12 protein-coding genes are annotated in these 12,435 nt (G+C 62.9%); 5 read left to right on the top strand and 7 right to left on the bottom strand.

Annotated elements, in window-relative coordinates; translation table 11 throughout:
* Positions 1-57 precede the first annotated feature (57 nt).
* Together BJI47_RS09365 and BJI47_RS09360 are read left to right on the top strand one after the other, a co-directional pair.
* Complete coding sequence (locus BJI47_RS09365) at positions 58-1,236, top strand: IS30 family transposase (protein WP_217808487.1); 1,179 nt, start codon at positions 58-60, stop codon at positions 1,234-1,236.
* Between the two features lie 305 nt (positions 1,237-1,541).
* Complete coding sequence (locus BJI47_RS09360; RefSeq protein WP_176224761.1) at positions 1,542-2,867, top strand: PhoH family protein; 1,326 nt, start codon at positions 1,542-1,544, stop codon at positions 2,865-2,867.
* 41 nt (positions 2,868-2,908) lie between these two features.
* On the opposite strand, the gene BJI47_RS09355 is transcribed toward BJI47_RS09360, so the two are convergent.
* Entirely contained in the window at positions 2,909-3,316 is a 408-nt protein-coding gene (locus BJI47_RS09355; protein ID WP_088943447.1) for a limonene-1,2-epoxide hydrolase family protein, read from the bottom strand.
* On the bottom strand, positions 3,313-4,929 hold the full coding sequence (locus BJI47_RS09350) for a serine hydrolase (RefSeq protein ID WP_176224760.1): 1,617 nt from the start codon (positions 4,927-4,929) through the stop codon (positions 3,313-3,315). The genes BJI47_RS09355 and BJI47_RS09350 overlap by 4 nt, the downstream gene beginning before the upstream one ends.
* Positions 4,930-5,058: 129 nt before the next feature.
* Between BJI47_RS09350 and BJI47_RS09345 the strand changes: the two genes are divergently transcribed.
* A complete protein-coding gene (locus BJI47_RS09345) occupies positions 5,059-5,916 on the top strand; it encodes an acyl-ACP desaturase (protein ID WP_088943445.1) in 858 nt (285 codons plus the stop codon).
* A gap of 117 nt (positions 5,917-6,033) precedes the next feature.
* On the opposite strand, the gene BJI47_RS09340 is transcribed toward BJI47_RS09345, so the two are convergent.
* Positions 6,034-7,437: a class II fumarate hydratase gene (locus BJI47_RS09340; RefSeq protein ID WP_088943444.1), complete on the bottom strand. Its 1,404-nt coding sequence runs from the start codon at positions 7,435-7,437 to the stop codon at positions 6,034-6,036.
* A gap of 64 nt (positions 7,438-7,501) precedes the next feature.
* Entirely contained in the window at positions 7,502-8,542 is a 1,041-nt protein-coding gene (glpX, locus tag BJI47_RS09335) for a class II fructose-bisphosphatase (RefSeq protein ID WP_088943443.1), read from the bottom strand.
* Positions 8,543-8,664: 122 nt separating this feature from the next.
* Between glpX and BJI47_RS09330 the strand changes: the two genes are divergently transcribed.
* On the top strand, positions 8,665-9,234 hold the full coding sequence (locus tag BJI47_RS09330) for a DUF4245 domain-containing protein (RefSeq protein WP_088943442.1): 570 nt from the start codon (positions 8,665-8,667) through the stop codon (positions 9,232-9,234).
* Positions 9,235-9,253: 19 nt separating this feature from the next.
* Here BJI47_RS09330 and BJI47_RS09325 read toward each other — a convergent pair whose 3' ends face one another.
* The 3 genes from BJI47_RS09325 to BJI47_RS09315 are packed head-to-tail and all read right to left on the bottom strand — an operon-like array spanning position 9,254 to position 11,305.
* Entirely contained in the window at positions 9,254-9,469 is a 216-nt protein-coding gene (locus tag BJI47_RS09325; RefSeq protein ID WP_088943441.1) for an exodeoxyribonuclease VII small subunit, read from the bottom strand.
* Positions 9,470-9,479: 10 nt separating this feature from the next.
* The gene (xseA, locus tag BJI47_RS09320) at positions 9,480-10,733 is read right to left on the bottom strand and encodes an exodeoxyribonuclease VII large subunit (RefSeq protein WP_088943440.1); all 1,254 of its coding nucleotides are present in this window, start codon (positions 10,731-10,733) and stop codon (positions 9,480-9,482) included.
* Positions 10,730-11,305, bottom strand: coding sequence for a lipid droplet-associated protein (locus BJI47_RS09315; protein WP_088943479.1), 576 nt, complete (start codon positions 11,303-11,305; stop codon positions 10,730-10,732). The genes xseA and BJI47_RS09315 overlap by 4 nt, the downstream gene beginning before the upstream one ends.
* A gap of 96 nt (positions 11,306-11,401) precedes the next feature.
* On the opposite strand from BJI47_RS09315, the gene BJI47_RS09310 reads away from it, so the two are divergent.
* Positions 11,402-12,412: a 4-hydroxy-3-methylbut-2-enyl diphosphate reductase gene (locus BJI47_RS09310; RefSeq protein WP_088943439.1), complete on the top strand. Its 1,011-nt coding sequence runs from the start codon at positions 11,402-11,404 to the stop codon at positions 12,410-12,412.
* The last annotated feature ends 23 nt before the right edge of the window (positions 12,413-12,435 follow it).

Genomic DNA, 12,435 nt, shown 5'->3' with positions numbered 1-12,435 from the left:
GGGCAATCTCAAGTGGTCGTTGCAACACAGCTCCTGACCTGAGGAGATGTCGAGCAGATGCCACGACGTGTTGTCCCGAATCGCGCAGAAGTAGTCGCTAAGTTCCATGCCATGCGAGATTCGGGTGCTTCAGTGATCCACGCGTCGGCCGCTGCCGGCGTCAGCCGCACCACCGGCAAGCGGTGGATAGATCAGAAGGCAGGAATCGTCCGCGGGGCCAAACGGGTCCGGCCCGAACCCAGCGGACGATTCCTCTCGCAAGCCGAACGAGAGGAAATCGCGATCGGCACCGCGATGGGACTAACCCAGACCGATATCGCCGACCTGATCGGACGTCACAAGTCCGTCGTCTCCCGCGAACTCAAACGCAACACCAACCTTGGCGGCACCTACCGATCAGTGTCCGCACACCAGCGAGCGGACACACGCGCCCGCCGACCCAAGGCCGCGAAACTCGCCGACCGCAACAGTGAGCTCCGCACAGAAGTCGTCCGCAGACTCCGCAAAAAGTGGTCACCACAACAGATCTCGGCGACACTGAAGATCGACTACCCCGATCGACCGGAGATGCACGTGTCGCACGAAACGATCTACAACGCCATCTACGTCCAAGCCAAAGGCGAACTCAAAGCCGAAGTCGCCGATGCACTACGGACCGGGCGGGCGCATCGCCGCAAACACGGCCGGGTACCCAGCAACGCTCATCACATCCCCGACAAAACGCTGATCTCCGAACGACCCGACGACGTCGAAGACCGCACAGTACCCGGGCACTGGGAAGGCGACCTGATCCTCGGTGCCGGCAACAAATCGGCGATCGGCACCCTCGTCGAGCGCACGTCACGGTTCACCATGCTGCTCCACCTGCCGCACTCGCACAATCTCGACGCCGTCCGAGACGCGATGATCGAGGCAATCCGGTCGATGCCTGCGGTACTCAAACAGTCGGTGACCTGGGATCAAGGTCTCGAAATGCGTCGGCATGCAGAAATCACTATGGCCACCGACATGGCAATCTACTTCTGCGACCCCCACAGTCCCTGGCAGCGCGGAACGAACGAAAACACCAACGGACTCCTGCGGCAATACTTCAAAAAAGGCACCGACCTGTCCGTGCACACCGCCGAACGACTCCAAGCGGTCGCCGCTGAACTCAACGACCGCCCCCGGAAAACACTAGGCTGGAAATCACCAGCAAAAGTGATCAACGAGTTAGTCGTTGCAACAACCACTTGAAACCGCCTCGATCGTATGAATGGACCATTGAAGCGGGGGGATGGGGACCTCCCAGAGACGGTGCAACGGGTTAACGCGATGTTCACCGACACGCCTCCAACTCTCCGAGCCAATCCTCTGAATCGGCGGTACCGTCGGCAGTAACAGGCAGCGGGAAAGCTGACTGTGCGGGAGGTTCTGATACGTGACTGAGCTAGTGAGTACGAGAGGGCCGGCACCCGGCCCTCGTGTCAGCTGACACGTCAGGACCGACCGGCCGAGCGACAAGCGTTCGTGTGGCGTCGCGCGAACAATAGGAGCCCCACGTGACCACTTCACGCTCCGTTTCCGCCCCTCTTCGGACATTCGTGCTGGACACCTCGGTTCTGCTGTCGGATCCTTGGGCTGTTATTCGCTTCGCCGAGCACAATGTGGTGCTGCCGCTCGTCGTCATCAGCGAGTTGGAGGGTAAACGCCATCACCACGAGCTGGGATGGTTCGCGCGGGAGTCCTTGCGCATGCTCGACGACCTTCGCGTCGAGCACGGTCGGCTCGATCAGCCGGTTCCGATCGGAACGCAGGGCGGCACACTGCAGGTCGAGCTCAATCACACCGACGCAACCGTGCTGCCTGTCGGTTTCCGCACCGACTCCAACGATTCGCGGATCTTGGCGTGTGCACTCAACCTGGCGGCCGAGGGCAAAGAAGTCGTGCTCGTCAGCAAGGACATCCCGCTGCGAGTGAAAGCCGGCGCAGTGGGATTGCCCGCCGACGAGTATCACGCCCACGACGTCGTGCCTTCGGGTTGGACCGGCATGGCAGAACTGGACGTGCAATCGGTCGACATCGATCGGTTGTTTTCGGACGGTGTCATCGACCTGGACGGTGCACGAGACATGCCGTGCCACACCGGAGTTCGCTTGCTCGGCGGTCGGTCGAGTGCATTGGGACGCGTCACAGCGGACAAGCAGGTCCAGCTCGTGCGCGGCGAACGTGAAGCATTCGGCTTGCATGGGCGCTCCGCCGAGCAGCGGGTTGCGCTCGACTTGCTACTCGACGAGAGCATCGGCATCGTCTCGCTCGGCGGCAAGGCCGGAACGGGTAAATCTGCGCTGGCATTGACCGCAGGTCTAGAGGCCGTGCTCGAGCGTCGTACTCATCGGAAAGTTGTTGTCTTTCGCCCTCTGTACGCGGTCGGTGGTCAGGAGCTCGGCTATCTACCCGGCAGTGAGAGCGAGAAAATGGGTCCGTGGGGTCAGGCCGTGTTCGACACCTTGGAGGGGCTCGCAAGCCCCGAGGTGATGGAAGAGGTCATCGCACGCGGAATGCTGGAAGTGCTGCCGCTCACGCATATTCGCGGACGGTCGCTACACGATTCCTTCGTGATCGTCGACGAGGCTCAATCACTCGAACGCAATGTTCTGCTCACGGTTCTGTCCAGGCTCGGTAGTGGCTCCCGCGTCGTTCTCACCCACGACGTGGCGCAGCGCGACAATCTCCGGGTAGGACGGCACGACGGCGTCGCAGCGGTGATCGAAAAGCTCAAGGGACACCCGCTTTTCGCGCACATCACCCTCACCCGAAGCGAGCGTTCGCCGATCGCGGCCCTGGTGACAGAGATGCTGGAGGAGTTCGGTCCTTCAGGGGCATAGACGCATAGAGTGGAAATGCGTTCCGCGGGACGCATTTCCACTCATGTGCAGAGCCGCCACAGCCCTCGCACCAACCCCTTCGCGAAGTCGAGATTGTCGAAATAGTCTCGCCACACGAGGATCCTGTCGTCGCGCAGCTCGAAAGTGCCGTACACCCAGAACTCGACGCGCAATCGGCGCCAGATCAGTACGTCGGTTCGCTCGGTGAGCACCACGTCACCGTCGGGAGTTGCGGCGATGTTGTGGGAGGTGACATCGAATCCGTAGTTCGGCTTCGCCATGACCGCCAGTGCTTTGCGGACTCGGGCTATGCCACGCACTTTCGGAAATCCCACGTTGTGCCAGACGATCGCGTCGTCGAGGAGTGCCGCCGCGTGATCGACGTCGCGCTCCGCCAGAGCCCGGAGCATATCCTCGACAGTCTTGGTCGAATGCAGTAGATCTGTCACTTGGTGAACCTCCCCAGTCCGTTCCCGTCGAAGTACTCGAGGGTGACGGTGTTGCCGTTGAACTTTGCCTGGGACACGGTGCCGTCGGGTGCGTTCTCGCTCCGCACCTCGAAGGTGAATGTGTCACCGTCCCAGTGCGTCAGCTCGTACGAAGTGTCCTTGGGGCCGATGGCCAGAGTCAGGGTGCCGTTGTCGTCGGTGACCGTCGCAGGACCCCAGAACGAGTTCTGATACACCCCGGCGTAGGCCGTGAGTGGCTGCGCGGGAGCAGGATCGGCGGGTGGTGTCTTGCCGACGAGTTCGCCCATCGGTTCGTCCATTCCCTCGAACGCATTCTTGTAGATCGTTCGCCAATCCTGTCGAACCTCGCCGAATTGCACGAGATCGGCGAACTCGGCCGATACCGTCTCGGCGATGCCGATAGGTGCAGCGTTGGTCAGCACGACGATGGAGACATCGAGCGAGGGGATCGTCACGAAATTCGTGCCCGCCCCGAGCTCGAACGCCCCCGAATGACTCACCTGTGTGCGTCCCGCCCCGGAGTTCGAGACGTTGAAACCGTATCCGTAATAGCCGGCCCGAGTGTCCGGGGTGCCGGATGGGGACGAGATGATCTCGGCTGTCACAGCGGGCAGCAGGGCATCGGGTTCGATGACCTGCTTGCCGTCGAACGTGCCGTCGGCGGCGAGCATCGTCATCCACTTCGCCATGTCGTTCGCCGAGGAACTCACCCCACCTGCGGGCGATTGCGCGTCCGGTTCTCGCTGATACTTGGCCTCGTATGCGCCGTCGACGAGCACGTGTGGGACCGCGCGGTCGGTGCGAGCCATGTAGTCCGCGAATCGCGAACTGGTCGACGCCATACCGAGGGGGCCGTAGATCGCGTCCTGGCTGAGGGTCTCCCAATCCTTGCCCGACGCCTGCGCTACCGCCTCGGCCCCAGCGGTGACGCCGAAGTTGGTGTAGTTGTACGTCGAGCGGAACGGATCCAGTGGGATGTCTTTCAGTCGTGCGAGTACCTGGCGGCGGTCGTAGCCGATTTCCTCGAGGTTGTCGCCTGCGTGATCGGGCAGCCCGCTGCGATGGGCGTAGAAGTCGCCGACCGTGACGTTCTGGGTCACGTACGGATCCGCGAGCGCGAACCACGGCAGCTCCGAGACCACAGGAGTTGTCCATTCGACCACTCCGCTACCGACCTGCGAAGCGACTACCGTCGAGCCGACGGATTTGGACAACGATGCCAGTTGAAATACCGTATCGCCGTCGACCGCATCGTCCTTACCGACCTCGCGCACCCCGAATCCCTTGGAGTACACGACTTCTCCCTTGTGTACGACGGCGATAGCCATCCCAGGGATTTTCGAGGACTCCATCAGTTCGGCGCCAATGCCGTCGAGTTCGGCTACCGCGTCGTCGATCTGTCCGTCGGGAACGTCGACGCCGGACACCTGGCCTGGCGAGAGTCCGGAGTCCTCCTCCGACGACGCTTCTGTCGTGGCGGTGGCCGTCGTGGTCGCCGTTTCGGTGTCACCGGACGAATCTGAGGAGCACCCGACGAGGGCCGTCATCGAGGTGGCGAGAGCGAGGGCCAGATACATCTTCTTCGAGCGCATCACAGGAGTCCTCTCCAGGAGCGAATGGATTATGGAGAGCGTAAACCCTGCTCGCGCGGGATTTGGGAGAATTCACAGAGGTCAGGGGCGCAAGGCCGGACGTTCGGTGGGAGGCGCTACGGTATTCGGATGCCTACGAACTTCACTGACGGTGACCTGCTGCTCCGATTGGAGCCCGCCGTGGAAGAGAATCTGCGCCGACACATCGAAGAAGCAGAGGATTGGCACCCCCACGATTTCGCGCCGTGGGACGACGGCAAGAACTTCGCGTTCCTCGGTGGCGAGGACTGGTCGGCCGAACAATCCCACCTCAGCGAGGTCGAGATCCTGTCGGCCACAGTCAGCGTCCTCGTTGCCGACAATCTGCCCGCCTACCACCGCGAACTGGCCCGTGCACTGACCGGCCAGGGCGCATGGTGGAAGTGGACCGGCCGGTGGACGTCGGAAGAGAATCGTCAGTCGATAGCGCTGCGCGACTTCTTGGTCTTGACGCGCGCGGTCGATCCCGTCGCTCTCGAGCGCGTTCGTATGGAAGAGATGACGAAGGGTTACGACGCACCCAGCCTGCATGTCCTCGATATCCTCGCGCATTTCGCCGTGGACGAGTCGGCGGCCGTGTTGCGAAACAACAATACGATTGAACTCGGTGGCGACCCTGTTCTGGCCAAGATCTTGACGAAGATCGCTCAGGACGATGCGCTGCAGTCGAAGTTCTACGCGAACATGGTCACCGAAGCACTCGGTGTCGCCCCTGATCAGACCGTGCGCGCGATCGCGGACCGCATCAACGGTTACTCGATCCCCGTTGTCGATCTGCCGGGTAAGGGCAACAGCACCGCATTGCTCGCCGACGCCGGTATCTACACGGTGGAGCAGCAGAGCGAGAAGGTGTTCAAGCCCTTGTTGGCGGAGTGGAACATCTTCGGCCGCGACGACCTCGGCGACGAGGGCAACAAGGCGCGCGACGAGCTGAGCGCGTTCGCCTGAGCTCGGTTTACCACCCCTGAAAGCGTGAATGGCTCGTTCATACGAAGCAATCGTATGAACGAGCCATTCACGCTGAGGCAGGGCGGCTACCGCCGATGCCGGCAACTAACGGTGAAGTCAGTCCTTGACCTTCGCCATGGCCAGTACGTCGAGCCGCTTGTCGAGCTCTTCCTCGCTGAGCTTGTCGCCGATCAGCCCGCGGTCGATGACCGTCTGACGGATCGTCTTCTTCTCCTTGAGTGCCTGCTTGGCGACGGCCGCGGCCTCCTCGTATCCGATGGCCGAGTTCAGCGGCGTCACGATGGACGGCGAGGACTCGGCAAGGGTCTTGAGGTGCTCGACGTTGGCGGTCAGCCCGCTGATGCACTTGTCGGCGAACAGTACCGAGACATTGGCGAGCAAGGTGAAGGACTCGAGGACGTTGCGCGCCATCACCGGGATGTAGACGTTGAGCTCGAAGGCGCCTGATGCGCCACCGAACGCGACAGCCGCGTCGTTGCCGACGACCTGAACGGCAACCTGTGTAACCGCCTCGGGCAGAACAGGATTGACCTTGCCGGGCATGATCGAGCTACCTGGCTGCAGGTCGGGAAGTGCCAGCTCGCCGAGTCCGGTGAGTGGTCCCGAACCCATCCAGCGAATGTCGTTGGCAATCTTGGTCAGCGACACTGCGATGGTGCGCAGTGCACCGGATACCTCGACGAGCCCGTCCCGGGCTGCCTGCGCCTCGAAGGCGTCCTTGGCAGGAGTCAGAGCGTCGATTCCGGTGGACTTGACCAGTGCCGCAACAACTTTCGGGCCGAAGCCGTCGGGAGCGTTGAGGCCGGTGCCTACCGCGGTGCCACCGATGGGAAGTTCACCCAAACGGGGCAGGGTCGCCTCGACGCGCTCGATACCGGCTTCGATCTGGCGGGCGTAACCGCCGAACTCCTGGCCGAGAGTGACCGGCACGGCATCCATGAGGTGCGTGCGTCCGGACTTGACCACTGTCTTCCACTCGACTGCCTTCGCAGCCAACGCCGAGTGCAGGTGCTTCAGTGCAGGCACGAGCGAGGTGACCGCTGCCTCGGTGGCGGCGACGTGAGTAGCCGTGGGGAAAGTATCGTTCGACGACTGCGACATGTTGACGTGGTCGTTGGGGTGAACCTCCACACCCTTCGCCTTGGCGATCGAGGCGATGACCTCGTTGGCGTTCATGTTGGAGCTGGTTCCCGAACCGGTCTGGAAGACGTCGATGGGGAACTGGTCGTCGTGCAGACCTTCGGCGATTTCGTTCGCAGCCGCGATGATCGCGTCGGCAAGCGTGCCGTCGAGCAGTCCGAGGTCCTTGTTGACCTGCGCGCATGCTGCCTTGAGCAAGCCCATGGCGCGGATCTGAGTGCGCTCGAGCGGACGACCGGAGATGGGGAAGTTCTCGACTGCTCGCTGCGTCTGGGCGCGCCAGAGTGCATCGATCGGTACGCGAACCTCTCCCATGGTGTCGTGCTCGATCCGGAATTGCTGTTCGTCTGTCTGCGTCATGAGCCTTACTTTGCCAGTTAGGTACGGGTAATTGTCGTGCTGGGTCAGCGCACTGGCCGAATCGTCAGAAAGAAGGAGCCTGACCGCTCGTGTCGCCGTCGAAATCGACCGAGGAGTACTCGCGCAGCTTCTCGAGGCGGTGGTACGCGTCGATCATTCGAACGGTGCCGGACTTGGAGCGCATCACGATGGACTGAGTGTGCGCGCCGCCGCCCGCGTAGCGCACGCCGCGCAGCAGGTCGCCGTCGGTGACGCCGGTAGCGGTGAAGAAAACGTTTTCACCCGACACCAAGTCGATGGTGTTGAGTACGCGGTCGAGGTCGTGACCGGCGTCGATCGCTTTCTGCTTCTCTTCGTCGTCCATGGGCGCGAGGCGGCCCTGCAGGGCGCCGTCCATACAACGCATCGCAGCGGCAGCGATGATGCCCTCGGGGGTGCCACCGATGCCGATCAGCAGATCCGTGCCGGAATCGGGACGTGCGGCCGCGATCGCGCCCGCGACGTCACCGTCGGAGATGAGCCGGATACGTGATCCGGCGTCGCGAACGGCCTGAATCAGTTCTGCGTGACGGGGACGATCCAGGATGCACACGGTGACATCGGATGCGGATCCCTTCTTGATCTTGGCAATCCGAGCGATGTTCTCTGCTACCGGTGCTGTGATGTCGACGACATCGGCGTAGTCGGGCCCGACGGCAATCTTCTCCATGTAGAACACCGCAGAGGGGTCGAACATGGCGCCGCGCTCAGCGACGGCAAGTACGGAGATCGCGTTCGGCATGCCCTTGGCCATCAGCGTGGTTCCGTCGACCGGGTCGACGGCGAAGTCGACCTCTGGCCCATTGCCGTTGCCGACCTGCTCGCCGTTGTACAGCATCGGTGCTTCGTCCTTCTCGCCTTCACCGATCACGACGACGCCGCGCATGGAGACCGAGCTGACCAGCTGACGCATAGCGTCCACCGCTGCTCCGTCGCCGCCTTCCTTGTCGCCACGTCCCACCCAGCGGCCCGAGGCGAGTGCGCCGGCCTCTGTGACTCGTACGAGTTCTAGGGCGAGATTGCGATCTGGCGCCATGGCGCGGGTGGACTCGGTGCTGGTCGTCATCGGTTTGTAGCCTCCTGGTAGGTGGGGGTCTTACCCAGCGCGATTATCTCATTCAGCGCCGTTGTCCGCCGAGGAGGGCATGCGCCGACCCGGCAGCGACGTCGAGCGGGGATACTGGAGGCGTGGCGAACAGTAAACCCCGGATCCTGAACAACAACCGTGACATGGTCTGGTCACTCATTCCGCTTGTGATCGCCTGTCTGTTGATTGCCGGAATCGCCAGTCAGTGCACGTTGAGCCCGGGCGGACCCACGCAGGGACCGATCCCGAACTTCGACGTGAACGCGGCAATGCAGTACGACGCATCCGAGCTCGACTTCCCGATCCGTAACCCCAAGGTCCCCGACGACTGGACACCGAACTCGGGCAGCCGCGGATCCATCGCAGGCGATCAGGGTGGAGACACCAGCACCGTCGGATACATCTCCGATGCCGGTCGCTACAACCGGCTCACACAATCGAACGCAAGTGAAGACGTGCTCGTGCCGTTCGCGGTCGGTGAGCCGCGATTCGCTTCGGGAACTCAGTCGATCGACGGCAAAGAGTGGGTCGTCTACACGCAGCAGAGCGAAGAGCCGGTGTGGGTGACCGATCTGGGTGACGTGCGCCTGCTCATCACCGGTAGCGGATCGTCCGAGGAATTCACCACCCTCGCCGCCGCGACTACCGACGCGACACCCCTGACGCCCTGAGCGAAAGCTTCGCCGAGCGTCAATCCTGGTCCTTGACGTGTGCGAGGGCATTCTCGACACGTCTACGTGCACCGGCGAGGTGCTCCTCGCAGCGGGCAGCGAGCAATTCGCCTCGTTCCCACAAGGCGAGTGACGCGTCGAGGTCGAGGCCACCCTGTTCGAGAACCTTCACCACGTCGACCAGTTCGTCTCGGGCAGCCTCGTAGCCCATTTCTTCGATCGGTGTTTCAGTCAAGAGTTTTCTCCTATCGAACTTTGCCCATGACCGCGGCAGTCACTGCGCCGTCGGCCACTCGTACTCGTATCTGGGTTCCTGGCGGTGCGTCGTCGACCGAACGCAAGACCTCGGGATCGCCGCCGGTAACCATGCGTTGGACGACGGCGTAACCGCGCGCCAGCGTCGCTGCCGGCCCGAGAGCCTGCGACCGATTCCGTAGATGCTCGACCAGAGTTTCCTGTTTGGCGAGTTCGCGCTGAACGTCGCGTCGGGTTGCCTCGCGCAGTCGCGTGATCTCCTCGCCGCGTCGCTCGATACCTGCGATCGGGTCGGAAAGGACCGGTCGATGTCGGATCATCTCGAGCCCACGCGCTTCTCTGGCGACCCAGTTTCGGAGCGCAGCAGCAGTTCTGGACCTCAGGTCGGCGACGAGATTCTGCTCGGCGACGGCGTCGGGCACCACCAGCTTGGCGGCGTCGGTCGGAGTCGCGGCACGCAGGTCGGCGACGTGATCGCTGAGCGGGCTGTCCGGTTCGTGTCCGATGGCACTGACGATCGGTGTGGTCGCGGCCGAGATCGCCCGACACAGTGCTTCGTCGGAGAACGGCAACAGATCTTCGACGCTACCGCCCCCGCGGGCGAGGATGATGACGTCGACGTCACTGTCGTCGTTGAGTTCCTTCAGTGCGCCGAGGATCGCAGGCACTGCCTGAGGGCCCTGCACCGGAGTGTGTCTGACTTCGAATCGCACTGCCGGCCAACGCCTTTGTGCAACGGTCAGAACGTCCTTCTCGGCGGCACTTGCACGTGCGGTGATCAGTCCGATAGTGCCGGGGAGAAAGGGGAGTGGCCGTTTGAGGCGCGGATCGAACAGGCCCTCGGCGGCCAGGAGGCTGCGCAGACGTTCGACGCGAGCAAGTAGTTCGCCGACGCCGACGGCCCGAATGTCGGTGGCACGCAACGAGACTGTGCCTCGGCCGGTGTAGAAAGACAGCTTGCCGTACAGGATGACCTGCGCGCCTTCGGTCAGTGGGACCGGTGACCGCTCCAGCAGTTGCGGGGAGCAGGTGACCGACAGTGACATGTCGGCCGACGGGTCACGCAGGACGAGAAACGCGGTCCGTGTGCCTGGCCTGGCATTGATCTGGGTGAGTTGGCCCTCGACCCAGACGCTGCCGAGGCGGTCGATCCACCCTGCGACTTTCATCGCTACGGTGCGGACCGGCCACGGCTCTTCGGCGCTGCTCGGACCGGGGCCTGACGTCTGATTGGTTGCGCTCACTTGGCTTTCGCTGTGGTGATTCGGTTCTCGAGCATCGTCAGGAACGGAGCGCGTGCGCGCGAATCGGCCTCGTAGTCGAGGAGCGTCTCCAAGTCGTCGAGCGACAGGGTGCGCAGACGGGCACGTAACTGTGCGAGCGCTAGGGCGTCGTAATCGACGAGGTCGACAATCTCCGGTCGATCGGTGGATGTCTCGGCCTGCACTTCTTCCTCGACCTCGGCCGGAGGAGTCGAGTACAGCGCGAAACGGCCGGTCGCAGCGACAGGCTCGTGGTCCGGGACGTCGAGTTCTTCGTTCTCGTTCAGTGGCGGCGGGGCATGGTCGTCGTCGAACACAGCCCAAGACGGCTGCTCCTGCGCGGGGGTTCCGACGAGAGGTAACGACGAGATGACCTCGTCACCCTTGATTGCGAGAGCGGTGACCTGCTGTTGAAGGCGCATCGAGCTGGCCAGTATCTCGCTGACGACCGTCATCGGAAAGGTGACCGCGGTACCGGGGAGCTTGCGCGCCTCTTCGACGACGGTCACCACCACGCCCGCGGCCACACGTGCAGCAAAAGGGACACGAGTCATATTCATAGCCTGCCTGATGTCCTGGCATTTGGGTAGCCGACAGGCGGGTCGCCCACTAGTCGGAATCGGGGCGCCCTGCTCACGTATCCTGTAGTCATGTCTTCGGCTGTTCCACTGAACCTGGGTATCGCACGTCCATCGGGCGCTGATTCCGCCCCCTACACCGGAGGAAAACGAGTACTCCTGGCAGAGCCTCGCGGTTACTGCGCCGGCGTCGATCGCGCGGTCGAGACCGTGGAAAAGGCGTTGGAGAAGCATGGTGCTCCGGTGTATGTCCGTAAGGAGATCGTGCACAACCGGCATGTCGTCGAGACGCTCGCCGATCGCGGCGCCGTCTTCGTAGAGGAAACCGACGAGGTGCCTGAGGGCGCACTGTTGGTGTTTTCCGCGCACGGCGTATCGCCCGCGGTCCACGCTTCGGCTGCGGAGCGTCAGCTCCGCACCATCGACGCCACCTGCCCCCTCGTCACCAAGGTTCACCAGGAAGCCAAACGGTTCGCCCGCGACGACTACGACATTCTGCTGATCGGCCACGAAGGGCACGAGGAAGTGGAAGGCACTGCGGGCGAGGCACCTGAACATGTGCAGCTCGTAGACGGTCCGGATTCGGTCGACGACGTCACCGTGCGTGATCCGAACAAGGTCATCTGGCTGTCTCAGACCACACTCAGCGTCGACGAGACGATGCTCACGGTCGCGCGTCTGCGCGAGCGCTTCCCGACATTGCAGGATCCGCCGAGCGACGACATTTGCTACGCGACACAGAACCGACAGGTCGCGGTCAAGGTGATGGCGCCCGAGTGCGATCTGGTGATCGTCGTCGGATCGACGAACTCCTCCAACTCGGTCCGACTCGTAGAAGTGGCACTCTCCGCTGGCGCGCGTGCCAGCTACCTCGTCGATTACGCCAAGGAGATCGACCTGGCCTGGCTGGACGGAGTGCAGACCGTCGGCATCACCTCGGGTGCGTCGGTTCCGGAGATTCTTGTGCAGGGAGTCATCGATCTGCTGTCCGAGCACGGTTATGCCGATGTGCAGCCCGTGACCACGGCCAACGAAACTCTCGTCTTCTCACTCCCGCGCGAGCTTCGGCCGACCAAGGCCTGATCGGCTCTCGGCTTTCGGTCAGA

Origin of the sequence: Rhodococcus sp. 1168 (genome assembly GCF_002091955.1) — a bacterium.
Lineage (GTDB): Bacteria > Actinomycetota > Actinomycetes > Mycobacteriales > Mycobacteriaceae > Rhodococcoides.
Note: the sequence above shows the minus strand (reverse complement) of the source record. Positions and strands in the feature narration are given on the sequence as shown.

Excerpts from the sequence above, each read along its gene's own strand:
- glpX (WP_088943443.1), bottom strand. The coding sequence starts at position 8,542 with ATGACGACCAGCACCGAGTCCACCCGCGCCATGGCGCCAGATCGCAAT.
- BJI47_RS09310 (WP_088943439.1), top strand. The coding sequence starts at position 11,402 with ATGTCTTCGGCTGTTCCACTGAACCTGGGTATCGCACGTCCATCGGGC.
- BJI47_RS09365 (WP_217808487.1), top strand. The coding sequence starts at position 58 with ATGCCACGACGTGTTGTCCCGAATCGCGCAGAAGTAGTCGCTAAGTTC.
- BJI47_RS09340 (WP_088943444.1), bottom strand. The coding sequence starts at position 7,437 with ATGACGCAGACAGACGAACAGCAATTCCGGATCGAGCACGACACCATG.
- BJI47_RS09345 (WP_088943445.1), top strand. The coding sequence starts at position 5,059 with ATGCCTACGAACTTCACTGACGGTGACCTGCTGCTCCGATTGGAGCCC.
- BJI47_RS09315 (WP_088943479.1), bottom strand. The coding sequence starts at position 11,305 with ATGACTCGTGTCCCTTTTGCTGCACGTGTGGCCGCGGGCGTGGTGGTG.
- BJI47_RS09350 (WP_176224760.1), bottom strand. The coding sequence starts at position 4,929 with ATGCGCTCGAAGAAGATGTATCTGGCCCTCGCTCTCGCCACCTCGATG.